The 25983-nt window shown below is 67.2% G+C and carries 19 protein-coding genes and 1 pseudogene; 11 read left to right on the top strand and 9 right to left on the bottom strand.

What is annotated here, in order from left to right:
- The first annotated feature begins 13 nt into the window (after window positions 1-13).
- Window positions 14-1075, top strand: coding sequence for a lipocalin-like domain-containing protein (locus AAFO60_RS19830; RefSeq protein ID WP_347957971.1), 1062 nt, complete (start codon window positions 14-16; stop codon window positions 1073-1075).
- Between the two features lie 24 nt (window positions 1076-1099).
- On the opposite strand, the gene AAFO60_RS19825 is transcribed toward AAFO60_RS19830, so the two are convergent.
- On the bottom strand, window positions 1100-2191 hold the full coding sequence (locus tag AAFO60_RS19825; protein ID WP_347957970.1) for an aminotransferase class V-fold PLP-dependent enzyme: 1092 nt from the start codon (window positions 2189-2191) through the stop codon (window positions 1100-1102).
- Window positions 2192-2227: 36 nt separating this feature from the next.
- On the bottom strand, window positions 2228-3709 hold the full coding sequence (locus AAFO60_RS19820) for a CCA tRNA nucleotidyltransferase (protein WP_347957969.1): 1482 nt from the start codon (window positions 3707-3709) through the stop codon (window positions 2228-2230).
- 77 nt (window positions 3710-3786) lie between these two features.
- On the opposite strand from AAFO60_RS19820, the gene AAFO60_RS19815 reads away from it, so the two are divergent.
- The 3 genes from AAFO60_RS19815 to AAFO60_RS19805 are packed head-to-tail and all read left to right on the top strand — an operon-like array spanning window position 3787 to window position 11346.
- Window positions 3787-4992: an NUDIX hydrolase gene (locus tag AAFO60_RS19815; protein ID WP_347957968.1), complete on the top strand. Its 1206-nt coding sequence runs from the start codon at window positions 3787-3789 to the stop codon at window positions 4990-4992.
- Window positions 4919-7726 carry a DUF6049 family protein gene (locus AAFO60_RS19810; RefSeq protein WP_347957967.1) on the top strand — a complete coding sequence of 936 codons (2808 nt, stop codon included), beginning with the start codon at window positions 4919-4921 and terminating at the stop codon, window positions 7724-7726. The genes AAFO60_RS19815 and AAFO60_RS19810 overlap by 74 nt, the downstream gene beginning before the upstream one ends.
- Window positions 7723-11346, top strand: a complete 3624-nt coding sequence (locus AAFO60_RS19805) for a lipid II flippase MurJ (protein ID WP_424307250.1) — start codon at window positions 7723-7725, stop codon at window positions 11344-11346. Before AAFO60_RS19810 ends, AAFO60_RS19805 begins: the two co-directional genes overlap by 4 nt.
- Here the strand turns inward: AAFO60_RS19805 and AAFO60_RS19800 are convergent, their stop codons facing one another.
- Window positions 11347-12258, bottom strand: a complete 912-nt coding sequence (locus AAFO60_RS19800; RefSeq protein ID WP_347957966.1) for a sterol desaturase family protein — start codon at window positions 12256-12258, stop codon at window positions 11347-11349.
- A gap of 121 nt (window positions 12259-12379) precedes the next feature.
- Between AAFO60_RS19800 and AAFO60_RS19795 the strand changes: the two genes are divergently transcribed.
- Window positions 12380-13075 carry a TetR/AcrR family transcriptional regulator gene (locus tag AAFO60_RS19795; protein WP_347957965.1) on the top strand — a complete coding sequence of 232 codons (696 nt, stop codon included), beginning with the start codon at window positions 12380-12382 and terminating at the stop codon, window positions 13073-13075.
- A gap of 10 nt (window positions 13076-13085) precedes the next feature.
- Here the strand turns inward: AAFO60_RS19795 and AAFO60_RS19790 are convergent, their stop codons facing one another.
- A complete protein-coding gene (locus tag AAFO60_RS19790; protein WP_347957964.1) occupies window positions 13086-13400 on the bottom strand; it encodes a hypothetical protein in 315 nt (104 codons plus the stop codon).
- Between the two features lie 222 nt (window positions 13401-13622).
- On the opposite strand from AAFO60_RS19790, the gene sigM reads away from it, so the two are divergent.
- The 5 genes from sigM (at window position 13623) to AAFO60_RS19765 (ending at window position 17397) form a co-directional block, all read left to right on the top strand.
- Window positions 13623-14186 (top strand): RNA polymerase sigma factor SigM, encoded by a 564-nt coding sequence (gene sigM / locus AAFO60_RS19785; protein ID WP_347957963.1) that lies wholly within the window; start codon window positions 13623-13625, stop codon window positions 14184-14186.
- A 144-nt stretch (window positions 14187-14330) separates the two neighbouring features.
- Window positions 14331-14606, top strand: a complete 276-nt coding sequence (locus AAFO60_RS19780) for a hypothetical protein (RefSeq protein ID WP_347957962.1) — start codon at window positions 14331-14333, stop codon at window positions 14604-14606.
- Between the two features lie 142 nt (window positions 14607-14748).
- Window positions 14749-15693 carry a thioredoxin-disulfide reductase gene (gene trxB, locus AAFO60_RS19775; protein WP_347957961.1) on the top strand — a complete coding sequence of 315 codons (945 nt, stop codon included), beginning with the start codon at window positions 14749-14751 and terminating at the stop codon, window positions 15691-15693.
- Between the two features lie 49 nt (window positions 15694-15742).
- A complete protein-coding gene (gene trxA, locus AAFO60_RS19770) occupies window positions 15743-16078 on the top strand; it encodes a thioredoxin (protein ID WP_347957960.1) in 336 nt (111 codons plus the stop codon).
- Between the two features lie 167 nt (window positions 16079-16245).
- Window positions 16246-17397, top strand: a complete 1152-nt coding sequence (locus AAFO60_RS19765; RefSeq protein WP_347957959.1) for an N-acetylmuramoyl-L-alanine amidase — start codon at window positions 16246-16248, stop codon at window positions 17395-17397.
- Here the strand turns inward: AAFO60_RS19765 and AAFO60_RS19760 are convergent.
- The 5 genes and pseudogenes from AAFO60_RS19760 to rsmG form a co-directional block, all read right to left on the bottom strand.
- Complete coding sequence (locus AAFO60_RS19760) at window positions 17352-18119, bottom strand: hypothetical protein (protein ID WP_347957958.1); 768 nt, start codon at window positions 18117-18119, stop codon at window positions 17352-17354. The genes AAFO60_RS19765 and AAFO60_RS19760 overlap by 46 nt on opposite strands.
- 30 nt (window positions 18120-18149) lie before the next feature.
- Window positions 18150-18239, bottom strand: a pseudogene (locus tag AAFO60_RS21025) (hypothetical protein); the annotation flags it as partial.
- Window positions 18240-18275: 36 nt separating this feature from the next.
- Window positions 18276-19340, bottom strand: coding sequence for a ParB/RepB/Spo0J family partition protein (locus tag AAFO60_RS19755; protein ID WP_347957957.1), 1065 nt, complete (start codon window positions 19338-19340; stop codon window positions 18276-18278).
- Entirely contained in the window at window positions 19337-20230 is an 894-nt protein-coding gene (locus AAFO60_RS19750; RefSeq protein WP_347957984.1) for a ParA family protein, read from the bottom strand. Before AAFO60_RS19750 ends, AAFO60_RS19755 begins: the two co-directional genes overlap by 4 nt.
- Before the next feature lie 124 nt (window positions 20231-20354).
- Complete coding sequence (gene rsmG / locus AAFO60_RS19745; protein WP_347957956.1) at window positions 20355-21050, bottom strand: 16S rRNA (guanine(527)-N(7))-methyltransferase RsmG; 696 nt, start codon at window positions 21048-21050, stop codon at window positions 20355-20357.
- 3464 nt (window positions 21051-24514) lie between these two features.
- Here rsmG and AAFO60_RS19740 point away from each other — a divergent pair.
- Complete coding sequence (locus AAFO60_RS19740; protein ID WP_062391848.1) at window positions 24515-25774, top strand: IS256 family transposase; 1260 nt, start codon at window positions 24515-24517, stop codon at window positions 25772-25774.
- Window positions 25775-25983 lie beyond the last annotated feature (209 nt).

Raw genomic sequence — 25983 nt, 5'->3', positions numbered from 1 at the left:
GGAGACCCCCACCATGACCGTTGACGTCGTCGAAGCCTGGAACGGCCCCGGCCGCCACGATGGCACCCTCACCACCGTCAGCCCGTCGCACAACGCCCGCCGGGCAGGCCCCGAAGCGAACGCCTTCGAGCACTGGTACTTCGACGCGCACCTCGACAACGGGTACACGGTCGTCGGTTTCCTGGTGAGGCGTCGGCCGGAGGATCCGCCACTGTCTCGGCCGTGGGTGGAGATCATCGTCTACCACCCCGACGGGTCGCGCAGGCAGCTGGCGCAGCGCTATCCGAACCGGGCCGCCCACTTCGCCGCCGACGAGGTCGACGTCCGTATCGGCCCCAACTCCGCGCGGGTCGTCTTCGACGGCGAACTGCCCCGCTACCTGGTGGTCTTCGACGAGGACGATGTCCGACTCGAGCTGGAGTTCACGAATCTGCTGGCGCCGTGGATGCCCGGCCGCGGCGAGACCCGCTTCGGTGACGGCGGCGTCTTCGGCTGGTGCGTCGGGGCGCCGCGGGCGGCGGTCCGCGGGCGCATGGCGATCGGTACACGGGAATGGGAGGTCACCGGCACCGGCTACGCCGATCACAACTGGGGTCGAGGAGCCATGCCGCGCATCATCGACCAGTGGCATTGGGGACGGTTGTACACCGAGGACTTCACGCTCCTGTACGCCGTCGTCGCCACCCAGGAAAAGTATGGAAACCTGCAGATCATGCCGGTGATGCTCGCCGAGGGCGACCGGGTGATCCTGAGCACCGGGGAGGTCGACTTCACCGAAGGCCCCGCCGTGTACGACGAGACCACCGGGCGAACCCATCCGACGAGCCTGTCGCTGAACTGCCCCGGCAAGTTCTCCCTGGAGATGACCGTGACGCAGGTGCTGCACGCGCAAGCCCTGCTGGAGCAGGTCCCGCTCCTGGGCAGCCGGTTCCTCCGACCGCTGACCGACCGGCTCATCGGTCGGCCCGGCTACTTCCGCTTCCGGTCCGACTTCACCCTGTCGGTGACCCGAGACGACGGCAGCACGGAGACCGTCGACGGCTCCACCCTGCACGAGCTCGTCGCCCTGCGCTGAACCTTCGGGGTCAGTACCCCCGGGTCAGTACCCCATGGTGCGGATGGCGCCGGCCAGCTGGTCGAGCTGCTCGGTCCGCACGTCGAGGTGTGGACTCACCCGGAGCACCGAGTCCTCGCCGGCGAGCGGAGCCCGCCACGAGTCGGCCGCCGTCACCAACAGCCCGACCTCTCGCAGTCGGTCACGGGCGGCGAGCACGTCGGCCGGGCGCCACCCGGGCGGCGGCGCGAGGGTGACCAGGGCCGACGGCTCGTCGAGCGGTTCGACGACCTCCCAGCTGGCGATGCCGTGCAGTCGCTCACGGGTGGTCCGACCGATCGCCGCCAGCTCACGGAAGACGCGCTGCTGTCCGACCTCCAGGAGTTCGGCGACGGCCGTCGACAACGCCAGTTGGCCGGCGATGAAGGCGTCCGACGGCGGCACCTGCACCGCGATCAGCGAATCGGGTCGCACGGCGACGAAACCGACCCCGCGCGGCCCGGCCAGCCACTTGCGCGAGGTGCCGTACACGATGTCGGCGCCGGTGACGGTCGGGACGTGGCCGACGGCCTGCGCCATGTCGACGATCACCGGCACCCCGGCGTTGTGCGCGACCTCGACGATGCCCCGCACCGGCTGCACGATGCCGCTCGCCGACCCGATCTGGCACACGTGGATGAAGTCCGGCTGCTCGAACTGCAGCATGTTCTCGAGGGAGTCGACGTCGACGTGCCCGTAGACGTCGTTCTCGGGCATGGTCCGGACGGCGAAGTCGCGGCGCTCGAACTCGTCGAGGTTGGGACCGAACTCGTTCTTGGCCACCCACACGGTGGGTGAGAGCGGCAGGGCGATCCCGTTGAGCAGGGCGCGGAAGGCCGCGCGGGCGCTGTCGCGGAACGACACCTCCTCGGCTCGGTGACCGATCAGCGAACCGAGCGCCCGACGCCCGACCGCCAAGACCTCGGCCTGCTCGTCGGCGGCCACGTACGAACCGGTGCGCGCCTCGCGGATCAAGTGCTCATGCAACGTCTCGATCACCGCATTCGACGACCGCCCGGCCGACGCCGAGTCCAGGTGTCCGATCGACGGCTCGACCCTTGCTGCATGCCACTGTTCACCGAGATCGCTGCAGTACATGCCTCGAATCTACCCTTGCCGCCGGCGACGTCCGGCTCACGCACCGCCTTCGCGGGCCCGCCACCACGCCTGCAGCGCCGCCTCGGCGTCCTCCCGACTCATCGGGCCGACGTCGAGCCGAAGCTCCTTGAGGTACTTCCAGGCCTCACCGACCACCGGGCCCGGCGGCAGTCCGAGCAGCTCCATGATCGCGTTGCCGTCCAGGTCGGGCCGGACCCGATCCAGGTCCTCGGCCGCCTTGAGCACGGCGATCCGCTCCTCGAGGGAGTCGTAGGTCTCCTGCAGGCGACGCGCCCGCCGCTTGTTGCGCGTGGTGCAGTCGGCCCGCACCAGCTTGTGCAGCCGCTCCAGCAGCGGCCCGGCGTCGGTCACATAGCGCCGCACGGCCGAATCGGTCCACATCCCGTCGCCGTATCCGTGGAACCGCAGGTGCAGGAAGACCAGCTGCGAGACGTCGTCGACGACCGCCTTCGGGTACTTGAGTGCGCGCATCCGTTTGCGCACCAGCTTCGCGCCGACCACCTCGTGGTGGTGGAAGCTGACCCCGCCCCCGGCCTCGTGCCTGCGCGTGGCGGGCTTGCCGATGTCGTGCAGGAGGGCAGCCCACCGCAGCACCGGGTCGGGATCGCCCGTCTCGAGGTCGATGGCCTGCTTCAGCACGGTCAACGAATGCTGGTAGACGTCCTTGTGCTGGTGGTGTTCGTCGATCGTCAGCTTCATCCCCGGCACCTCGGGGATCACGCGGTCGGCCAGGCCGGTGTCCACGAGCAGGTCGATCGCCTCGAGGGGATGCTCGCCGCAGATCATCTTGTCCAGCTCCACGCGGATGCGTTCGGCGGTGATCCGGTCGATCTGTTCCGCCATCTCGCGCGTCGCCACGACGACCCGGTCGGCCAGGCGGAAACCGAGCTGGGAGACGAAACGCACACCCCGCAGCATGCGCAGCGGGTCGTCGTTGAACGACGACTCGGGTGCCGCGGGGGTGTCGATGACACCGACCAGCAGGTCGTGCATGCCGTCGAGGGGATCGCAGAACTGCTGCTCTCCGCCGGGCAGCAGCTTGACCGCCATCGCATTGATCCGGAAGTCCCGTCGGATCAGATCGTCTTCGAGCGTGTCGCCGAAGGTCACGACGGGATTGCGGGACTGCTGGTCGTAGAGGTCCGACCGGAAGGTCGTGATCTCGACGGTCGCGTCGTCCTTGGTGGCGCTGACGGTCCCGAACTCGATGCCGGTGTCCCAGACCGCGTCGCCCCAACCGGCGAGGATCTGCGCGATGACCTCGGGCCGCGCATCGGTGGTGAAGTCCAGATCGTTGCCGAGCCTGCCCAGCACTGCGTCGCGGACCGAGCCGCCTACCAGGTACAACTCGTGACCGCGGTCGGCGAATCGGTCGGCGAGCGGGGTGAGGACGTCACCGAGCGATTGCAGCGTCACTGCCGCCGACGCGAGCAGCCGCATCCGACGCTCGGCGCGCTCGACGTCGCGCGTCTGTCCTCCGGGCGCAGTGTCTGTCATGTGATGAGAGACTACCGACTCCCGACCCGCTCAACCTGTTCGGCTAACGCGCGGTTACAAGCGGCTAGCATCGGGGTGTGTCCGCTGAACCCTCACTGCAGCGCCCGGACGTCGGTGTCGACGCTCCGGCGGTCAAGGGTGCCTCCGGCCGCAACGATTCCACCACTAAGAATAATGCCCACCAGCCGAGCGACGGAAGCGGCCAGGCCGGACGTTCCCGACACGCCCGTCGCGGTCGACGACGAAGGGGACGCAGGTCGGGACGCGGCGGCGGTCAGCAGCAGGCCCAGCAGACGGCCCCGGAGGCGGGGTCGGGCCGCAGCGCGGACGCGCAGCCGTCGCCCACCGCAGGCGAAGGTCAGGGAACCGCGAAGCCCTCGAACTCGAGGAGCGGCGGACCGCGGGGCGCCGCGGGCAAGAACGGCGCCAAGGGCGGCCCGAAGAACTCCGCGACCAGAAACGGCTCGAACCGGGGCCAGGCGGGCAAGAACGGCGGCAAGTCCGGCGCCGGGAAGAACATTCTGCCCGGCACGGACGGCAGAGCCGCCGAGATCGAGAGCCCGACGCCCGAGGGCACCGGTCCGGCACCCTCCGGCGCGAACACGCCGGCCTCGATGCCGCGCACCCGGCGACGGACGGCGCGTCGAGCCGAGGGGGAGACCGCGCCGCGGCTGCACACCGTGCGCGAGACGTCGGCCGGCGGCTTGGTGCTCTCCGACATCGATGCGCCGTTCGACGAACTGTCGGCCGCACTGATCGGTCGGATCGACCGTCGCGGCCGGATGATGTGGTCGCTGCCCAAGGGGCACATCGAGACCGGCGAGACCGCCGAACAGACCGCGATGCGCGAGGTCGCCGAGGAGACGGGGATCTCCGGGACCATCGTCGCTCCGCTCGGCAAGATCGACTACTGGTTCGTCAGCGAGGGCAAGCGGATCCACAAGACCGTGCACCACTACCTGCTGCGTTTCACCGGCGGCGAGTTGTCGGACGCGGACTACGAGGTCAGCGCCGTCGCCTGGGTCCCGTTGACGGAACTGCCGCGGCGTCTCACGTACTCTGACGAGCGACGTCTGGCGCGGATGGCCGAGTCGGTGATCGCCGATCTGCAGAGCGACCCTCACCGGTTGGCGCAGTCAGAGGCCAACTGTCTCCGCACCGAGCCGAACGACTATGAGAAAGCCGCAGCCGCACGCAATCAGCGACGCAATGAACCGCCTCCCGCGCCGAAACCTCGTCGACGCCGGCGGCGCCCGCGTCGCGCCGCCTCCGGTGAGAGCTGACCTCAGCGCGGCGCGGCGGCCGGTGTCGGTACCGGCGTTGTCGGCGGTCATCGCCCTGGTGGCACTCATGCTCGGGGTGGTCCCGGCCGCGGTCGCCGCACCCACCGCGCCGCGTACTTCGACACCCGGCTCCCATGCGGCGCCCAGCTCGTATGCGACGGTCGGCCTGACACAGGTCACGCCCAGCACCGTCACCGGCTCCACCGGGCACACCGTGACGGTCCGCGGCCGGATCGTCAACACGGCGGGCTACCCGATCAGCGACGTGGCGGTCCGGCTGCAGCGGGGCTCACGGGTGACCGAGTCCTACCAGCTGCGCAGCACGCTCACCGCTTCCGCCGCCGACTTCGGGGTGGTCGGACCGACGAAGTCGGTCACCGGATCACTCGGGGCCGGGCGATCGGTCGACTTCACCGTCACCGCCCCGATCTCCGCGGCCGGCGGGCTGGGGCTGGCCAGAGCCGGGGTCTATCCGCTGCTGGTGAACGTGACCGGCACCCCGCAGAACGCGAGCACCGCCACGATCGCCGACTCGCGGACGCTGCTCCCGGTGCTGTCGTTGCCCTCCGATCAGAATCGGGCGCGCGACTACGTGGCCCCCGGCGGCGACGTCCCGGGCGTCCCGCTCCTGGGCCGCGACGGATCGCTGGCGCCGAACACGTCGGCTCCCGCACCGTTCACGATGATGTGGCCGTTGGCGGCACCGCCGCAGGCCGCAGCGGGCACCCTCGGCGGTCGGACCGAACCGTTGCGCCTGACCAACGACTCGCTCGCGCACTCCCTGCAGGCCGACGGCCGACTCGGCAATTCGCTGCGTGCCCTGGAGAACCTGGTCGGCATCGACGGCCCACCGGTCGCCGACGATCCGGTGCGCGACTCAATCTGCCTGGCCGTCGACCCGGACCTGCTGCTCACCGTCGAACAGATGGCCGCCGGTTACGTCGTCACCAATGATCCGGCCGATCCCGACGCCGCCGATCACCCGGGTCAGGGCGCGCAGGCCGCCGCCGACTGGATGCGCAGACTCACCGCCGTGGCCGCCCGCATGTGCGTCACCGCCCTGCCCTTCGCGCAGGCCGGACTCGATTCGCTGCACACCGTCGGCGACACCGGCCTGTCCGAGCGGGCGATCCTCGATCCGTCGGCGATCGTCGACCGGCTCCTGGGCGTGCGATCGGTCCGCGGCCTCACGATCCCGGCCACCGGCACCATGACCGGCGACGGCCGGGCACTGCTCTCCGGGATCGGCATCCACGCCACAGCGATCGCCTCCTCGGCGCTGACACCGCTGTCGCCGACCGACCGCAGTCCCACGTCGGGAACCGCATCGGGTCGCTACACCGTCGACGCCATGGCGGTGCAGAGCTACGACGTCGCGATCAGTGCGGCGCTGGGCGGCGCCGGACTGACGCCGAGCGTTCCGGCGATCATGCCGAACTGGCAGCAGCCGAACCTGTCGAACGAGTCGGCCGTCAGCCGCAGGCAGGCCGCCGCCGCCGCGCTCGCCTTCCCGATGCTGAACGCACCGGCGCCCACCGCCGCAGATTCCTCGGGCACAGACTCCTCGGGCGCAGACAGTTCGTCAGGCGCAAGCGACCTGCCGACGACCGGTCGCTCGGCGTTCATCATGCCGCCCACCTACTGGTCGCCGACCGTGGACGACGCACGCATGCTCCGCGACACCGCCGCCCTGATGCTGTCCAGCGGCACCGCCCGCGCGGTACCGTTGTCGACGCTGGTCGGCGAGCTGCCGGCTGCCGACGCCCCGGTGCGGCTGACCGTCCCCGGCGACGTCCAACCCGACGTCGCCGCGGGCTTTCCGATCACCCAGCACAACGCCGAGACCGTTCGTCAGCGCCTCGATCTCATCGGGCACATGCAGTCCGCGCTGGTCGGCAACGCCGATACCGTCACCACGCCCGCCGAGTACGTCCAACCGCTGCGCGATGATCTGATCCGCGCCGTCTCCAGCATCTCGACCACCGGCGACGAGGCCGACCGCCCTCAGCGCGACCAGCGGCTCACCGCCGTCGGCAAGGCACTCACCGGGATGCAGCAGGCGGTGTCGCTGCTCGACCCGAGCGGCCGCTACACCCTGGCCTCCGAACGCAGTCCGCTGCTGTTGGTGGTGCGCAACGAGTTGGCCCTGCCGATTCGGGTCCGGCTCGACATCGATGCGCCCGCCACCCTGGAGATCGGTGACCTCGGCACCTTCGAGATCCCCGCGATCGGCACCCGCCAACTGCAGATCCCGACCCACGCCACCAGTTCCGAACCGGCGTCCGTCCACATCGGGCTGGTGACCGTCAACGATCTCCCGCTCAGCACCCCGATCGAACTGTCGGTGTATGCGAACGCGTACGGGAAGCCGCTGTTCTGGATCACCGTGGCCGCGGCCGTCATCCTCGTCCTGCTGACCGCCCGACGCCTGTGGCACCGTTTCCGCGGCGAGCCCGATCCGGCCGACGAGGATCGTCCGGAGCCCGACGAGGAACACTTGGAGCAGGCCACCCTGGGCTATCAGGACCGGCTGAGCTACCAGGATCGGCTGGCCGCAGGCCGCGCGGCCGAACCCGGCCGGGCCGAACCCGACAGGCCGGATCCCGACAGGGCAGATCCCGACATGACAGACCGCGACATGACAGAGACCGGCCGGACAGGAACCGACAGCGAACACACGCAGCCACCGAGCCGGGGAACCACCGAGCCAGGGAACCACGGGGAGGGTTCATGACTGATCGGCACGAGCAGGACGCGGAACCGACGACCCGATCGGACGCCGCCGCGACGACCGGCACCAGCAACGACTCCGCTACCAGCAACGACTCCGATGCGAGCATCATGCGCACCGGCGGATCCATCGCCTTCGCCACCCTGATCAGCCGCATCACCGGCTTCGTCCGGACGGTCCTGGTCCTGGCGATGCTGGGCGGCGCCGTCGCCTCCGCATTCCAGGCCGCGTACGTGCTGCCGAGCATGATCGCCGAGGTGGTGCTGGGTGCGGTGCTCACCGCGATCGTCATCCCGGTGCTGGTGCGCGCCGAGAACGAGGACGACGACGGCGGCGCCGGCTTCATCAACCGGATCTTCACCCTCACCGTGCTGCTACTGGGCACGGCGAGCGTGGTGGCGATCGTCGCCGCACCCCTGCTGACCATGCTCAACGTGGGCGACGGCCAGGTCAACCGACCGCTGACCACCGCGCTGGCGTACCTGTTGCTGCCCGAGATCCTGTTCTACGGCCTGTCCGCGCTGTTCATCGCCATCCTGAACATGAAGGGCCTGTTCAAACCCGGTGCGTGGGCGCCGGTGCTCAACAACATCGTCCAGATCACGACGCTGGTGCTGTACTGGGCGATGCCCGGCGAGATGACGCTCAATCCGGTCCGGATGTCGGAGCCGAAGATCCTGGTGCTCGGCATCGGCACCACCCTCGGCGTGGTGATGCAGGCGGCGATTCTGCTTCCCTTCCTACGCAAGGTCGGCATCAACCTCAGACTCGAGTGGGGCATCGACGCGCGCCTGCGCCAGTTCGGCGGCATGGCGGTGGCGATCGTCGCCTACGTGCTGGTCCTGCAGGTCGGCATGGTCATCACCTACCGGATCGCCGCGCACGCGACCGCGTCGGGCATCTCGGTGTACGCCACCCACTGGCAGCTGCTGCAACTGCCGTACGGCGTCCTCGGCGTGACCATCCTGACGGCCATCATGCCGCGGCTGTCGCGCAATGCCGCAGCCGACGACACCTCCGCCGTCATCGACGACATGTCGCTGGCCACCCGATTGACGATGATCGCGCTGGTCCCGACCGTCGCGTTCATGACCTTCTTCGGTCCGTCGATCGGCATCGCGATCTTCAACTTCGGCAAGTTCGACGCCGATACCGCCTCGCAATTGGGATCGGTCCTGTCGTGGGGCGCCTTCACCCTGATCCCGTATGCGATGACCCTCGTGCAGCTGCGGGTGTTCTATGCGCGCGAGGACGCCTGGACACCCACCCTGATGGTCGTCGGGATCACCGCCGTCAAGGTGGCGTCGTCGTACCTCGGGCCGGTCATCTTCAGCGATCAGGAGCTGGTGGTGCGCTGGCTGTCGCTGTCGAACGGACTCGGCTATCTGGTGGGTGCGATCGTCGGTCAGATCCTGCTGCACAAACGCCTCGGCGTCTCCCGAATGTCCGATGTCGCCCGAACCACCTACGTCACGATCGGGGTGTCGGTCGTCGTGGCGGCGGCCGTCTGGCTGGTGTCCGATCTGACCGGGTTGGCCGCCATGTCGACGCAAGCGGGCAAGATCGGTTCCGTCGTCTACCTGGCACTGACCGCGCTGGTGGTGCTCGGCGTCGTATACCTGCTGCTCACCGCGCTGGAGATCCCGGAGATGGTGACCATCAGCAGTTCGGTGATGCGACTGCTGGGCCGGTTCATCCCGGCCCTGGCGCCGGCGCCGACAACCGGCTCCGATGATCGCGATTCGCGCACCATGACCGTCCAGATTCCGCGGATCACTTCCGACGATTCGGTCCCGTACGCTGGTCAAGTAGACGTTCGTCGCCGATTCGACCGGGGCACGGCGACGTGGCAGCAGTATTCGGTGATGTCCGGCGGAGCCGTGGGCGAGACCATGGTGATTCCGGTGGTCGGGTATCCGCCGCGTCCGCCCCGACCGAATCGGCCGTCACCTCGACGAGGAGTTGGACCGATGGGTCAGCAGGGCAACGACAGCGGCAGACCGCTCGGCCCCGTCGCGCCCACTCCGGACAGCGGGCCGGGCCCGTCCCGTGATCAGACACGGGTGATGGGTCCGCCGCGCGGACCGCGGCTGGTCCCCGGTGCGGGCATCGTCGGCGGCCGATATCGACTGCTCGAGCGCGAAGGCGGCGCCCGCGGCCTCGAGTTCTGGCGCGCCAAGGACACCGGTCTCGACCGCGAGGTGGGCCTGACCTTCGTCGATCCCGAGCAGAAGGCGCCGCCGATCCAACCCGGTCAGGCGGTGCCCGACGACGGGCCGCAGGCCATCCTGAACCACACGCGCAGGCTCGGCCAGCTCCATTCGGCGGGCGTCGCGCGGGTTCTCGATGTGGTTCGCAGTGCCTCCGGCGGTGTCATCGTCACCGAATGGGTTCACGGGTCCTCCCTCAAGGAGGTGGCCGCCACCGCGCCGTCGGCGATGGGTGCCGCGCGGGCGGTGCGTGCGCTCGCCGCGGGCGCCGAGGCCGCGCACCGGACCGGCACCACCCTGTCCATCGACCATCCCGACCGGATCAGGGTCAGCTCCGACGGCGACGCGGTGCTGGCGTTCCCGGCCGTGATGCCGGGCGACGACCGGGCGGGCGATGTGCGCGGGTTGGGCGCGGTGCTCTACTCGCTGCTGCTGAACCGGTGGCCGCTCGACGCCGCGACCGGCGGGCATCTGGTGACCTCAGGCGACCCGATCGGCGGAATACGGCCGGCCGAACCCGACCCGAAGAACCCCGATCGGCCGATTCCGCCGCGCGAGGTGAAGCCCGACATCCCGTTCGAGATCTCCGCGGTCGCCTCGCGCGCGCTGGAGGGCGACCGCGGCATCCGCACCGCCGCCACCGTGCAGCACGTGCTCGACCAGGCCACCGTCGTCGATCTCAAGACCGACATGCTGCCGCGCGTCGAATCGCGACAGGCGCCGCTGTCGGTCGCACCGATCTCGCGGACCCGCAAGGAACGCCTGATGGGCGAGGGGGAGAAGGGCAAACGCAATGTCGCCCTGTTGGCCGGCGGTGGGCTGTTCGTCGTCTTCCTGATCATTGCGATCCTGGTCGCACTGACGAACGTCTTCGGCGGTTCGGGCAACACCGACTCCGACATCAACTCGTTCCTCCCGAAGGACACGAATTCGTCGTCGGCCGCCGCGCCACCGACCCGGTCGGCGCCGACGGGGTCGGTGAGCCTGCGGTCGGTGAACCTGCTCGACGTGTCGGGCCAGCCCGCCGAGTCGTCACCGAATCTGGCGAATCTGATCACCGGCGCCGCCCCTGCGTGGCGCACGGACGCCTACCGCGGCAGCCCGCAGTTCGGCGGTCTCAAGTCGGGGCTGGGCCTCATCTTCGCCACCGGCGGCGACAAGACGGTGCACTCGGTGACGATCGCGACCTCGACTCCCGACTTCCAGGTGGAGCTGCGCACCAGCACCGAGCCGACTCCGACCGACCTCGAGCAGACCACGCGCGTCGGATCCGGCGTCGTCGACTCGCGGTCGACGACGCTGAAGGTCGAGAATCCGGCGTCGGCGCCCTACTTCATCGTCTGGCTGACCTCGCTGCCGGTGGGCCCGAGCGGCGACTACCAGGCCGTGATCTCCAAGATCAGCGTCTCCTGATCAGCTGTGCTGCGGCCGCACGTCGGTCGTGGTCGCGGCGGGTGCCGGGGTCCAACCGGGCGGCCCGAAGACGTAGCCGAGCTTGGCCCGCAGCGTCGGCGCCGACCGCACATCGCGGCCCATCGCGACGTACTCGTGAGTCTGCAGCTTCCAGATGTTGTACGTTCCAACGGGTTTCGTCAGCCCGTAGCGGGGGCGCGAGACCTCCGGCTGAAACGAGCCGAAGAGGCGATCCCAGACGATGAACGTGCCGCCGTAGTTGCGATCGAGGTACTCGGCGTCACTGCCGTGGTGGACCCGGTGATGCGACGGGGTGTTCATGACGAACTCGATCGGCCGCCACATGGTGCCGACCCGTTCGGTGTGGATCCAGAACTGATAGACGAGGTTGAGCGAGTACACGGCGAAGACCACCGCGGGCGGAACGCCGAGCAGGGGGAGCGGCGCCCACATGATCATGCTCATGCTGTTGTTCCACTTCTGCCGCAGCGCCGTCGCGAAGTTGAAGTATTCGCTGGAGTGATGCGCCTGGTGGGTCGCCCACACGAGGCGGACGCGGTGAGCGATCCGGTGCTCCCAGTAGAAGAGGAAGTCGAGGGCGACGAAGCCGATCACCCACGTGTACCAGGCGTTCTCGGGCAGCTGCCAGGGCGCGACGTAGGCGAACAGCGCGCTGTAGCCGAACAGCGCCAGAAACTTCCAGAATGCCGACGTGCCGATCGAGATCAGCCCCATCGTGATCGACGAACGGGCGTCGGCGAACTCGTAGGCGCCCTTCGCCGGCCGCTCGTCGGTCTCGTCGACGCGCTCGAGCTTCCATGCCGCGAAGATCTCGAGCAGCAGCATCGTCAGGAAGAACGGGATCGCGACGACGGTCGGATCCCGCATCGGCTCGGGCAGAAAGTCCAGCATGCTTCACTCTCTCGGGCGGACGGACGCAGCAGTAGTTCGCGACCATTAACTGACATCGTATCGTGTCAGATAATCGATGCCAAGGGGCATCGCCGATTCCGGCCACGTAGGATCGGCCATGATGACGACGAAGAGTGGTGGGCGCACATACGGGGGTGTCTCCGCTACGCAACGGCAGCAGCAACGGCGCGCTGCGCTGATCGCGGCGGGGCTGGAATTGTTCGGCACGCAGGGCTATCTCAACGTGTCGGTGAAGAAGATCTGCGACGAGGCGGGGCTGACTCAGCGATACTTCTACGAGTCCTTCCCCGACCGGATCAACCTCCTGGCGGCCACATACGAGCACTGCGTGGAGATCGCGCGCAACGCCTCCATCCTGGCCGCGGCCCAGGTGCTGGAACGCAATGGCGTCGGCGAGGGCCCGGTCCCGGCGGCGGTGATCCCGTCCCTCGCCCAGGAGGCGCTCGGCGGATTCATCCAGTCACTGGTCGACGATCCGCGCCGCGCCCGGGTGATCCTGATCGAAGTGGTGGGGGTGGCCCCGGAGATCGAGAAGCTTCGCCTGGCGGCCATTCACGACTGGGCCGACCTGATCGCCGGCTTCGCGAGCAACGGCCAACCGACCACGCCGCGGCAGAAGATCGCGGCGATCGGCCTCGTCGGCGCCATCACCCAGTTGCTCGTCGACTGGCAGATGGCCATCAGCGACCCGATCAGCGACAGTGCGGGCCCGGATCTGTTTCGGGTGGAGGCCGTCCACGAGGTCGTCACCGAGATGTTCGTGGCGACCTACGACCGGTTGTTCAAGCTGACCTGATCGAATGGGCTCAGCGGCCCAGTCGCTCCCGGATCCGGGTCGTCGCGTCGGCGAGGTCGGTCATGACGAACAGCCCTTCCGAGCCGTCGCCCAGGGTCAGGCACAGCCGCTCCCGTTTGCCGCCGGAGAAGAACTTCCCGGTCCCCGGCGCGCTGCCGACGGCCGCCACGAAGGTCAACGCCACCGAGAACCGCGTCCCGGCGGCACGCTTCGACTTCGGCTCGAACACCACGTGCGTGCGAGTGAGGGCGAGTTCCCCCGGTACGGCCAGCTTTCCCATCGATCGGGCGGCCGGCCACGTCGCCAGCGGCTTGTCGTCGCTCATGGCAGTCAGCATAGTGCGCCCCCGAAGTCCGAATCTCACGGCGCCCGTGGGGGATCTCGCCTCCGGTGGATCGGCGGCGACACTCGTTTCCAGTCGTTCACGCATACGCCAGTGTGCATAAGAATTCTTCTGTCGACGGATTCATCCACAGGTTGATGGATTCCATCCACAACTTGCCGAAAAGCTCGAAACCGGCAGGTACTCCGCCTTAGTCTCATCCGCATGACTCGGGGGATCATCGATCAGACCAGTGATGTCGACCTGCTCAACGCGCACATCGCCGGCGACGGAAACGCCTTTCGCGAACTGTATGAGCGGCACAGACACCGGATGTGGGCCATCGCGCTGCGCACCACCGGCAACCAGGACGACGCCGCCGACGCCCTGCAGGATGCATGGATATCCATTCACCGCACGGCACGCTCGTACCGCGCAGACGCGTCCGTGTCGAGCTGGTTGTACAAGATCGTCGTGAACTCCTGTCTGGACCGGCTCCGCCGCATCCGATGCCACGAGACCGTGCCGCTCATCGAGCTCGAGAGCTCGGTTCTGGCCGACGAACACGATTACACCGACGACATCGACGTCTCCCTGTCGATCGGCCGGGCGTTGGACGTGCTGCCACCCGACCAACGGGACGCCGTCGTGTTGGTCGATCTGCACGGCTACTCGATCCGAGACGCCGCGGCCGCGCTCGACATCGCCTGCGGAACCGTCAAGAGTCGGTGTTCGCGCGGTCGGGAGAAGCTCGCACTGGTGCTCGCGTACATGCGTCACGACGATTAGGAGGGTGTCGGCGCCCCGCCCCCCGATCCCGACGCCCCGGATCCCGACTCGCCCGGAATGCGATCGGCGGAACCGTATCCCCGACCGCTGCGTCTAAGTACTGTGGGAAACGGCGACCGACACCGGAAGGGCGACGAACACATCATGGCTGCTTCAGCGAGGAACGACCCGGACTTCGCACTGCCTGAACCACCGTATTCGACGACCCTCCTGGCCGATCTGCACGCCCAGGCGCTCGATCCCGTCATCGCAGAACATGTCCGCAGCCGGTTGGCGGCCGACCCCCGCGCCGCACAGGTCCTGTCCGCGCTCGATCGCGTTCAATCCGATCTGCGCGACTACGGGCAGCTCGCACCGCCCTTGCCCGACCACGTCGCCACCCGACTCGATGCGCTGATCGACGATCTCACCCGGCGGTAGGGGCGGCGCCGCTCCAGCCTCCGCACGACACGATCATCGACGGGGGAACATCGGGCCATATCCTGGTGTTGACTGATTCGTCTGCACCGACACCACCGGCCGATGCGGTGGTGCCTGCAGTTGATGCGATAACGGAGGATTGATGAGCGACACCGAGAACCAGATCCACGACGTGATCATCGTCGGGTCCGGCCCTGCAGGCTATACGGCCGCGATCTACGCCGCGCGCGCCGAACTGTCGCCCATCGTCTTCGAGGGCATGTCCTTCGGCGGCGCCCTCATGACCACCACCGAGGTGGAGAACTTCCCCGGCTTCCAGAAGGGCATCCAGGGCCCGGACCTGATGGATGAGATGCGCGAACAGGCGATCCGCTTCGGCGCCGACTTGCGCATGGAGGACGTCGACGCGATGCGCCTGGAAGGCGACATCAAGGAGGTCGAGGTCGCCGGGCAGGTCTACCGCGCCCGCGCGGTGATCCTGGCGATGGGTGCTGCGGCCCGCTACCTCAACGTTCCGGGCGAGCAGGAACTGCTGGGCCGCGGCGTCTCCGCGTGCGCCACCTGCGACGGCTTCTTCTTCAAGGACCAGGACATCGTCGTCATCGGCGGCGGCGACTCCGCGATGGAGGAGGCGACCTTCCTGACCAAGTTCGCCAAGTCGGTCACGCTGATCCATCGCCGCGAGGAGTTCCGCGCCTCGAAGATCATGCTCGAACGCGCCCGCGCCAACGAGAAGATCAAGTTCGTCACCAATGCGACCGTATCCGCGGTCAAGGGGGAGAACTCGGTGACCGAACTCGAACTCACCGACACCCGCACCGGTGCGACCAGCACGCTCGAGGCGACCGGCATGTTCGTGGCCATCGGACACGACCCGCGCAGCGACCTCGTCAAGGGCCAGGTCGCCCTGGACAGCGAAGGATACGTCCAGGTCACCGGTCGCACCACCTACACCAACCTGCCCGGCGTCTTCGCCTGCGGCGACCTAGTCGACCACACCTACCGCCAGGCCATCACCGCTGCGGGGAGCGGCTGTTCGGCAGCCATCGACGCCGAACGCTGGCTCGCCGACCAGGCCGACGCCTGACCCAGCCCGAAGCGGGCCGTCCGTGCCCGCCCACCACAGGAGGAACTTCATGTCCGAGAACACCGTCGCCGTCACCGACGCCACCTTCAACAGCGCGGTCATCGAATCGTCGTCGACCAAGCCGGTCCTCGTCGACTTCTGGGCCACCTGGTGCGGCCCCTGCAAGATGGTCGCCCCCGTCCTGGAGGAGATCGCCCGCGACAACGCCGACAAGATCACCGTCGCCAAAGTCGACGTGGACCAGAACCCGAACGTCGCCCGCGAGTACCAGATCATGAGCATTCCGACCATGATGGTGTTCTCCGGCGGCAAGCCCGTGAAGACCATCATGGGCGCCAAGCCGAAGGCCGCACTGCTGCGCGAGCTGTCCGACGTCCTCGCATAGCCTGTCGTTCACCGACCCGCGTCCGATTCTCCGGGCGTGGGTCGATGGTCACAGATCCCGCGCGTCATTTGTCGGCACCGCCGCTGCCTGAGAGAATGGTGCAAGCCGCGGGGCCGGGTTCGTGCCCACGATCCGGGCCGGCCGTGTCGAGAAGGTGGGATGTACGTATGCAGGTGTTGCGTCTGGGGGACCACGGATCCGCAGTAGCCGAGATCAGGGCCATCCTGGTCAATCGCGGCCTACTGCCGGGACCGGCGCAGACACCCCCCAGCACTCCTCAGACTCCCTGGTCACCGCCCGAAGCGGTCTTCGACCTCGCGTGCGACCGGGCCGTCCGTGCGTTTCAGCAGGAGCGCGGCCTGATCGTCGACGGACTCGTCGGCCGCGCCACCTACACCGCCCTGCGCGAGGCCTCGTATCGGCTCGGCGCCCGCGTCCTGCTGTATCGGCTGTCGGCACCGATGACCGGCGACGATGTCGCCACCCTGCAGGCCCGCCTGCAGAATCTCGGCTTCTACCACGGTCTGGTCGACGGCGTCTTCAGCGAAGTCACCCACAACGCGGTCTGCCTGTACCAGACCGAGTACGGGCTCTCGCCCGACGGCATTTGCGGACCTGCCACGCTGCGCTCGCTGGAACGACTCGGCACCCGCGTGACCGGCGGCTCGCCACACGCCATCCGCGAGGAGGAGCACGTCCGCAAGTCGGGCCCGCAGCTCACCGGCAAGCGGATCCTGATCGACCCGGGCGCCGACGACCCCGTCGGCGCCGAGAACGCGGTGCTGTGGGACCTCGCCGCGCGTCTGGAGGGGCGGATGTCGGCGGCGGGGATGGAGACCTTCCTGTCGCACGACCCGAAGAACAAGCCCACCGACGACGACCGCGTCCGAGTGGCCAACCTCGCCGACGTCGATCTCATGATCTCACTGCGGACCGGCCACTACCCGAACCAGAAGGCCAACGGCCTCGCGTCGTTCTACTTCGGTAACACGCACGGCTCGTACTCGACCATCGGACGGAACCTGGCCGGCTACATCCAGCGCGAGATCGTCGCGCGGACCGAACTGCGAGACTGCCGCACCCACGCCCGCACCTGGAACATTCTGCGGTCGACCCGGATGCCGGTGGTGGTGATCGAAGCCGGCTACATCACCAACGACGGCGACGCCGCCGAGTTGGATCGGCCGGAGGTTCGCGACACCATCGCCGAGGCGATCCTCGTCGCGGTCAAGCGGCTGTATCTGCTCGGCGAGAACGATCGGCCGACCGGCACCTATACTTTCGCCGAACTGCTTGCGGCAGAACAGGTCACGGGCTGAGCGACGGCCCCCGACAGGGCCTTCGCGGAGAGCGGTTCGACCAGTTTGCGAAGCGCCCGCTCCACCTGACTCTTCCAGCCGAGGCCCTCATCCAATTCCAGCCGCAACCGGGGCAGGTACGGATCTTGAGCCACCACCTCGAAACCGAGGTCGGTCAGCATCTCGGTGGGCAGAATGCAGCGACCGCAGACGTCGGCCGCCAGTCCGCTGCCCAGCAACAGGGTCACCAGATCCATCGCCAGCGAATCGTCGTCGCCGCTGAAGCCGAAGGCCTCCACCGCTCGCACACCACGACGCACCAGATCGGAGATGACGGCGTCGATCACGGTCTCGATCTCCGTCTCGAAGCCGGGTTCCATCTGCACCGTCGTCAGGAGCACCGCATCGGCACCGACCGGCGCGGTGGGGAAGCGGTGAGCCCGCGGCACACGACCGGGCGGTGAGTAGAAGGCGGCGCCGACGACCCGGCTCGTCGTCGGTTCGACGGCGACCTGACAGCACACACCCCACTCCAGCAGCACTCCCGACAGCCAGGCCTCCTTGTCGAACTCGCTCTCCGGTCCGGTGGTCTCACCGGCCGACGACTGTGCCTTTCCGACGATCACAGTGTCGATCGCGGGCGAGCTGCCGGCACGGTCGACTTCCCAGAAAACGCAGCGACGCGCATGCAGCGGCAGCGTCTCGAAGTCCTCGAGATCCAGTGGCACCACAGATACAGCCATCGCTGTCGTCTCCTCCTTCTCGCGTCCCACTCACCCGATCCGAACCGTTAAACGGTCCGCACCGTCGAACCGTTCGACGACCGCTGTCCGACCCGCCCTTCGACCCGAAGTCACAGTGACGAATCGACCGGGTGTCCTTCGATCAGCGTTCCACGACTACTTCTGGGTGTTCTCGGCGATCACATTCACGATTCGCTCCAGGTCGTCGACCGATCCGAACTCGATCAGCACCTTGCCCTTCCGCTTACCGAGACTCACGGTCACTTTCGTGTCGAGCCGATCCGACAAGCGGTCGGCGACGTCTTGAAGTCCCGGCATCTGAATCGGTTGCCGATTCTTCGGCTGCGGCTTGTCGTCGACGCCGTCATGGTTGGCCAGGGTGACCGCTTCCTCGGTCGCTCGAACCGACAGCCCTTCGCGCACCACCCGTGCGGCGAGCGCCTCCTGCGCCTCTTGACCGGCTTCCAGAGCCAGCAGTGCCCGAGCGTGTCCGGCCGACAGCACTCCGGCGGCCACCCTCCGCTGGACCGGAATCGGCAGCTTGAGCAGTCGGATCATATTCGTGATCACCGGGCGTGATCGTCCCAGTCGATTGGCCAGTTCCTCGTGGGTGACGTCGAACTCTTCGAGCAGCTGCTGATAGGCGGCCGCCTCTTCGAGCGGGTTCAACTGTGCGCGATGGATGTTTTCCAGCAGTGCGTCGCGGAGCATGTCGCCGTCGGGCGTCTCCCGAACGATCGCCGGAATCGTCTCCAACCCGACGTTGCCGCTCGCCCGCCAACGACGCTCACCCATGATGAGCTGATACCGCGCACCGCCGGGAGCGGGGGAGGGGAGCTCACGGACGACGATCGGCTGCATCAAGCCGAACTCGCGAATCGAATGCTCCAGCTCGGCCAGTGCCTCTTCGTCGAACACCGAACGCGGTTGCTTCGGGTTCGGCTCGATCTCCGACGGCGCGATCTCGCGGTAGACCGCACCGATCTCCTCGGCGGAGGGCTGCGCCTCCGTCCCCACCGTGGGGGAGAGCAGATCGGTCGACGGCTTCCGAGCGCCCGCGGGAGGTCGGGTGGCGACACCGCCGCCGATGACGACGTCTGCGGCCGCCGCACCCATCCGGGTCGTGTTCACACCGTGATCGTCGTCGGAGGGACCCGTCGGAATCAGCGCCGCCAGGCCTCGACCGAGACCGCCTCGTCGCTGAGTATCGCGTTGGCTCATTCAGCTCTCCTTCCAGCTGCTCCGCGCTCGGCGAGTTCCCGAGCTGCATCCAAGTAACTCATGGATCCACGTGAACCCGGGTCATACTCGATGATCGTCATTCCGTACCCGGGAGCCTCGGAGACCTTCACGCTGCGCGGAATGATGGTCGAGAGAACCTTGCCGGCGAAATGCTTGCGGACCTCCACGGCCACCTGATCCGCCAACTTTGTGCGTCCGTCGTACATCGTCAACAGAATCGTCGACACATGCAGATCAGGATTCAGGTGAGCCTGCACGAGCTCAATATTCCGGAGCAGCTGACCGACACCCTCCAGTGCGTAGTACTCGCACTGGATCGGGATCAGCACCTCGCGCGCAGCGACCATCGCGTTGACGGTGAGCAACCCCAGCGATGGCGGACAGTCGATCAACACGTAGTCGATCTTGAACTCCGCGAGCACCTCGGGGTCGAGCGCATTGCGCAATCGGCTCTCTCGAGCGACGATCGAGACCAGCTCGATCTCGGCTCCCGCAAGATCCAGGGTGGAGGGTACGCAGTACAGATTGTCGTTCGCCGGCGACTGCTGAATCGCTTCGCGCAGACCGACCCCGTCCAAAAGCATCTCGTACACCGAAGAGATGCCCGGCTTGCGATGATCGATCCCAAGGGCCGTGCTCGCATTGCCCTGCGGATCGAGGTCGATGACGAGGACGCCCAGTCCATGGAGAGCCAGGCCTGCGGCCAGGTTGACGGCGGTCGTCGTCTTTCCGACACCGCCCTTCTGATTCGCGATCGTCATGATGCGAGGACGAGGCGGGCGGGGGAGAGTGCCGGTGCCGCCGGGGGTCAAGACTTGGCTCGCACGTGCCGCCGCGGTGGCGATGGGGGTGTCGTCGTAGTTGTGCATCGAAGTAGTTGTGGCCGTTTCACGTGAAACGATGTGCTCGTGGTTGGGCACCCCGGAACTCCTTTGGTCTGTGATTCCATTCTGCGCCCTCCGGCGAAATGACACCAATTGTCAAACCTTCCCGTCAGTTCCGCCGGTCCGAATTCCGCGACGCGCGCGAATCCCGGGCCGACTCGTTGCGTCGGCCCACGATGAGCGTGGTCGGAGTCTCCAACATTGTTCCGCATTGTTCGACCGTCAGGTCTCGGATGCCCAGCCTCATGACCTTCTCCCAATCCCGCGCGATCTCATCCGCGGCCGACTTGCCTTTGAGTGCGACGAGGCGCCCGCCGCCGCGGATCAGGGGAGCCGACCACTTGGCGAGCCGCTCCAACGGCGCGACCGCACGCGAGGTGACGACATCCGCTCGTTCGACCGCTTTCAACACGGCGCGTTCCTCTGCGCGACCGCGAACAACGGTGACGTTGGGGAGGGGGAGGGCAGCCACCACTTCTTCAAGGAACGTCGTCCGACGCAGCAGCGGTTCGATCAGCGTGATGCGGAGGTCCGGCCGCGCAATCGCGAGGGGGATGCCGGGTAGGCCCGCACCGGAACCGATGTCGATGACCGTCACGTCCGGGCCGATCGCCTCCGAAAGAACACCACAGTTCAACAGGTGGCGCGTCCACAACTGGGGGAGTTCCCGCGGGCCGATCAGTCCGCGAAGAACACCCTCGTCCGTGAGCATCCGAGCGTAATGCTCAGCGAGCGGCAACCGCGGCCCGAAGACCTCCACGGCGATCGCCGGCGTCGGTTCACTGGCTCCCGGGTTGTCATCCATCAATCTTGCTACCTCCGCTGTTTCACGTGGAACAACTCATTCGAGTCACCATCTGGGTTCCACGTGAAACACCAGTGTCGAATCAACATCCATCTCCCCGAGGCCGAATCGCTTCTGCACTCGACCTCACCCCGGAAGAGTCACGGGGAGCACGTCACCCGACGACAGTCGGTCCAAGACGCATCCGCGACGCTGGGTGAAGCTCCTTTAGTTTAGTCCGTGCGCTGCCGCTGCGACCCGGCGGTAGCGAGTCACTACAAGGAGTCTGACGTCGTCATCTTCCGACGACTAGCGGGGGCAAATCGCCCCTCCAGACACGCCACTCGGCCGTCGAGGTTTCACGGGAAACGGTGGGTGCGAGAGGACCCCTACCCAGCTACAGGAAGCATCCCGGTGTAGCGACTCGGGACCTGTGCGAGCGGAGCACGACAAGCGGTCGACAACGAGACATCGCACGCCGCTCCGCCCCACCCGAGATCCGTCGGACTGCCGCGCGAGGTCATCTCCTCGCGATCATCAATCCTCGGTCACCCCGTCGCTGCACCCGGTCCACGCGAACGACGCGGCTCCCGACCGAGCACGCGGCAGGGGAGGTGACGGACACCGAACCTCGGGGACGGTAGTTCACATTAGAGCGTCACGGCGAAATAGCGCGCGGTCCATCGCGAGAACTGTTGGTCCGTAGAACCGAGCCAGGCACCTTCGGATCATCCGCATCGCGACGAAGCTCCGCCGGCATGTTTCACGTGAATCATCTCCACACTCCCGCACACCTGATCCGGATCGGGATCGAACTGCGAGCTGTTCAGAATCTCGAGACTCCGATGCTTCGGTGTCGCGGATCCATGTTTCACGTGGAACCCCGGCCGCAGATCGCATGTCGATTCCGGGTAGTCCTGCCACAGACACACACGCGCAGCGGGCTTGCAGGCTTGCGGGCTTGCGGGCTTGCGGGCTTGCGGGCTTGCGGGCTTGCGGGCAAACCGTAGACCACCACTCGCCACAGCAGCAATGGCGGGTCACTCCGGCCCGATGGAGTCGGGGGAGGGCAGCGAGCAAGCACTTCACGAATGGGGTCCGCCACCGCGTATCGGGAGAGCCGACCAACGACCGCACGGCCACATCGCCAGTGGTTCGCCACCCACTCAACCGACACCCCGAGTCGCCGATCCCCAATGAGGCAAGTGAGTGGCGCGGCCCGCGACGGACAGAAGAGTGACAGCGGGTGTTTCACGTGATCGCTCGGAACGGCAGTACAGCCCATTGTCGTCGTGATGCGGCGGGGGGACGTGGACGATGGGTGTCCCTGCGATTCTCGTACCAGGGGCAGTGCGGCGAGGCAGACGGCGTCGCCGCACCCACGACCGCGAGTCCGGCGGAAAGGGCGGAGCCCAACGCAGCGCTCGTGCGGCGAGGTGCGGCCGCACGCGTTGTCGACGGTCGACAGCCGACGCCCACATGACCACTGTTGCTGTTTCACGCGGAACCACAGCGCCGAATGGAATGCACGCCCATTGCCGTTATCCGACTGCCGAGTTCAGTTCGCGCATCGCTCGCGAGCTCACTCCGACCATCTCGGACAACCGTTTCCGGGCGATGGTTCCCGACGATAATCGTCAGTAGCCGACCGCCATCCCAGACTCTTTGATCGTCACAGTTCGGCGGCGGAACGACGAGCACGTGTCGGTCACGCACCGAAGTCGCCGCTGCCAAGGCAGCGACCACGAATGCATCAAGATCGCATCAGCGGAAGACAACACCTCGGCGGCGACGGACTCGGAATGCAACGTCCGGAAGTGCAGCCCCCGAGGGACGACGCCATCCGGGGTCCACGAGATCGGGAGACTACGAGATCGGGAGACTACGAGATCGGGAGACTACGAGATCGGGAGACTGCGAGACCCGAGGGTCTCGCCCCCTCGAAGTCCGACACCCGAGTAGCGCGACAGGGCGCAACAGTGAGCCTGAGGCGACCCACAGTCGAACGGAATCAGTCCGCGCATCAGCACACGCCGATGTGATGGCCGGCCGACCCAGCCGGAGACGACGAGCATCTCGATCTGAGTTTCACGTGAAACCGCTCGATCGCCGGATCAAGTGGACCCGCCATCAGGGGAGTAGAGGCAACCTCCATCGCACTCCACTGATTCAGGTGACCCCGACTCCATCCGCCGACACCCACTCCCACGGGGTCGCGGCGTCACAGTGTCACGGGGGTTTCCACGCGGTCGTGCCGCGTCACAAGACGAGCATCAGAGAAGGCGCTGCCCGGAGTTCACCTCGCTGATCATCGCCTCTGCCGCCGAGTGGTCTCCGGCATCGTCTGGTCTCCGGCCTCGTCTGGTCTTCGACCTCGTCTAGTCTCCGGCCTCATCGCGGCGACGCCAACGCGTCTCGCAGTCGTCGCTTCCGTCCCTCCGAATCCGCCGTCCACGACCGGGCCGGATGCTCGGGCTCACCGTCCACTCGCGTGCGAGGTGCACGATCATGAACCGGCTGTCGCACGATCCGCGGGCCGACGGGTGCCCAGTGTGATGGTCGGAGGGGTCGTCCGCGCACCGCAGATCTGCTTCACCGTGACCCATTCACCGTGACCGTCTTCGGCGGCGCTCCTGTCCCGTGCACCAACTCGGTTTGTCCCAGTCGGTTGGTCTCGGTCGATCGATAAACTTCGCTCGCTGCTCATTGAAGCGGCACGTCCAGTCCACGCGTGGGGGAGGGGAGGCGCCGACTACACAGGTTCGGCCTTGGAATACAGGCAGGCAACCGAGCCGACGGCGCACGCTGGAGGTCTGCTCGTTCACACTCAATCAACCGGAATCGCACGACGGTCCACGTTCCGATGACGGCTGGACGGTCAGTACATTCGTGAGCTTCCGCTCGACGTCACCAGCTCGGTCGGCGTCGCCGACATCTTCCACGAAGGGCCCGACTCTGCGCTCCTTCAACTTCGATGCGCCTTTGTCTCCCAAGCATCTTCGCCTCCAGGCAGCTTCACCTCCCGCGCACCTTCCTGGCTCCTTGCAGGACAGACGCGAGAAGCGGCCCGTGAACGGATCGTCGAAGCCACGCTGGCCGCCCTCCGACTGCGCATCATCAGCCGCCGAGCACGGCCCGCTGATGTCGCCCACGGTCTTCTCACTCGGTCGGTGAAAGTCTCACGGCTCGAACCAGGAGATGCCTACTGTCTGCAGACTGACGTTCAATGAGACAGACAGCCGGGGGTTCCTCATGGTTGAAACCTTGAGATGCCGTTGACAACGAGACGAGGTGTGGGGGTCTCGATGCGCTTGCTCGCTGCGCTCGCAGGCTTACTCGACCGGCCTGAGGGTGGTGCCCCATAGAGTGGTGTAACTCGGTGACCAGGACGGTCGCCGGCAGCGTGTCGTTGCCGGGGACGGGAGCGGTCACCGTGTGATCCTTCGAGTCAACCTTCCACAGAATCCTCGAACGGAGTCATCACGATGACCGCACCCCATATTGTCGACCCTGCTGGCCTGCTGAGCCAAGCCCTCGCCGATGCATCACCGGATCTGATGCGCGAGCTGTTGCAGACGATGATCAACGCCCTGTTATCGGCCGATGCCGACGCCGTCTGCGGCGCCGAATGGGGCCGCCGCTCCGAAGACCGCACCAACCACCGCAACGGCTACCGGCACCGCCCCCTCGACACTCGCGTCGGCACGATCGACGTCGCTGTGCCGAAGCTGCGCTCGGGCACCTACTTCCCCGAGTGGTTGCTCGAACGCCGCAAACGCGCCGAAGCCGCACTGATCACTGTCGTGGCGGACTGCTACCTGGCCGGAGTCTCGACCCGCCGGATGGACAAGTTGGTCAAGACCTTGGGCATTGATTCGTTGTCGAAGTCGCAGGTCTCCCGGATGGCCGAAGATCTTGATGAACAGGTCGCTGCGTTTCGTCATCGCCGTCTCGACGAGGCTGGCCCGTTCACGTTCGTCACCGCCGATGCGTTGACGATCAAGGTCCGCGAGAACAAGCAGGTCGTCAAAGCCGTCGTACTGTTAGCCACCGGCGTCAACGGTGACGGCCACCGCGAAGTCCTCGGTATGCAGGTGGCCACCAGCGAGAGCAAAGCCTCGTGGCACACGTTCTTCGCCGACCTGGTGGCCCGCGGCCTCGGCGGAGTCCGGCTGGTGACCTCCGACGCGCACGCCGGCCTCATCGAAGCGATCGCAGCGAACTTGCCGGGAGCGGCGTGGCAGCGCTGCCGCACCCACTACGCCGCGAACCTGATGGCCGTGTGCCCCAAGTCGATGTGGCCAGCGGTGAAGGCGATGCTGCACAGCGTGTATGACCAGCCCACCGCAGGGGCCGTCAACGCCCAGTTCGACCGGCTCATCGAGTACACCGAAGGACGGCTCCCCGATGTGGCCGAGCACCTCGGCGATGCTCGCGAGGACCTACTGGCGTTCACCGCGTTTCCTGACGACGTGTGGCGACAGATCTGGTCCAACAACCCCACCGAGCGACTCAACCGCGAGATCCGCCGCCGCACCGACGTCGTAGGCATCTTCCCCAACAGAGACGCCATCATCCGGCTCATCGGCGCCGTCCTGGCCGAACAGACCGACGAATGGGCCGAAGGACGCCGATACCTCGGCCTGGAAGTCCTGGGCCGATGCCGACTAACCCTGACCACCGACACCGACACCGACCCGAAGACGGAGGTGAGTACCGACCCGCTGATAGAACTACCCGCCTGAACACCAACGAAGGATCACAAACCAGTTACACCACTACCCGGGACTTGACCGGCCTGAGCGGAGCCTCCTAGGGTGGTCGAGTAGGCCGAGGCCTACGGTCGATGCGAATGTTCGGCGCATGTTTCACGTGAATCATCGCCATCCCGAACAGCTTGAGGAGTCGCTCCGACCCCGGTCCCGACGACGGTTCAAGTCGAGGCGACCGATCG

Origin of the sequence: Gordonia aichiensis (assembly GCF_039946255.1) — a bacterium.
Lineage (GTDB): Bacteria > Actinomycetota > Actinomycetes > Mycobacteriales > Mycobacteriaceae > Gordonia > Gordonia aichiensis_A.
This window is presented reverse-complemented; position numbering and strand designations above follow the sequence as displayed.

Excerpts from the sequence above, each read along its gene's own strand:
- AAFO60_RS19830 (WP_347957971.1), top strand. The coding sequence starts at position 14 with ATGACCGTTGACGTCGTCGAAGCCTGGAACGGCCCCGGCCGCCACGAT.
- AAFO60_RS19825 (WP_347957970.1), bottom strand. The coding sequence starts at position 2,191 with ATGTACTGCAGCGATCTCGGTGAACAGTGGCATGCAGCAAGGGTCGAG.
- AAFO60_RS19820 (WP_347957969.1), bottom strand. The coding sequence starts at position 3,709 with ATGACAGACACTGCGCCCGGAGGACAGACGCGCGACGTCGAGCGCGCC.
- AAFO60_RS19810 (WP_347957967.1), top strand. The coding sequence starts at position 4,919 with ATGAACCGCCTCCCGCGCCGAAACCTCGTCGACGCCGGCGGCGCCCGC.
- AAFO60_RS19805 (WP_424307250.1), top strand. The coding sequence starts at position 7,723 with ATGACTGATCGGCACGAGCAGGACGCGGAACCGACGACCCGATCGGAC.
- AAFO60_RS19800 (WP_347957966.1), bottom strand. The coding sequence starts at position 12,258 with ATGCTGGACTTTCTGCCCGAGCCGATGCGGGATCCGACCGTCGTCGCG.
- AAFO60_RS19795 (WP_347957965.1), top strand. The coding sequence starts at position 12,380 with ATGACGACGAAGAGTGGTGGGCGCACATACGGGGGTGTCTCCGCTACG.
- AAFO60_RS19790 (WP_347957964.1), bottom strand. The coding sequence starts at position 13,400 with ATGAGCGACGACAAGCCGCTGGCGACGTGGCCGGCCGCCCGATCGATG.
- sigM (WP_347957963.1), top strand. The coding sequence starts at position 13,623 with ATGACTCGGGGGATCATCGATCAGACCAGTGATGTCGACCTGCTCAAC.
- AAFO60_RS19780 (WP_347957962.1), top strand. The coding sequence starts at position 14,331 with ATGGCTGCTTCAGCGAGGAACGACCCGGACTTCGCACTGCCTGAACCA.
- trxB (WP_347957961.1), top strand. The coding sequence starts at position 14,749 with ATGAGCGACACCGAGAACCAGATCCACGACGTGATCATCGTCGGGTCC.
- trxA (WP_347957960.1), top strand. The coding sequence starts at position 15,743 with ATGTCCGAGAACACCGTCGCCGTCACCGACGCCACCTTCAACAGCGCG.
- AAFO60_RS19765 (WP_347957959.1), top strand. The coding sequence starts at position 16,246 with ATGCAGGTGTTGCGTCTGGGGGACCACGGATCCGCAGTAGCCGAGATC.
- AAFO60_RS19760 (WP_347957958.1), bottom strand. The coding sequence starts at position 18,119 with ATGGCTGTATCTGTGGTGCCACTGGATCTCGAGGACTTCGAGACGCTG.
- AAFO60_RS19755 (WP_347957957.1), bottom strand. The coding sequence starts at position 19,340 with ATGAGCCAACGCGATACTCAGCGACGAGGCGGTCTCGGTCGAGGCCTG.
- AAFO60_RS19750 (WP_347957984.1), bottom strand. The coding sequence starts at position 20,230 with ATGCACAACTACGACGACACCCCCATCGCCACCGCGGCGGCACGTGCG.
- rsmG (WP_347957956.1), bottom strand. The coding sequence starts at position 21,050 with ATGGATGACAACCCGGGAGCCAGTGAACCGACGCCGGCGATCGCCGTG.
- AAFO60_RS19740 (WP_062391848.1), top strand. The coding sequence starts at position 24,515 with ATGACCGCACCCCATATTGTCGACCCTGCTGGCCTGCTGAGCCAAGCC.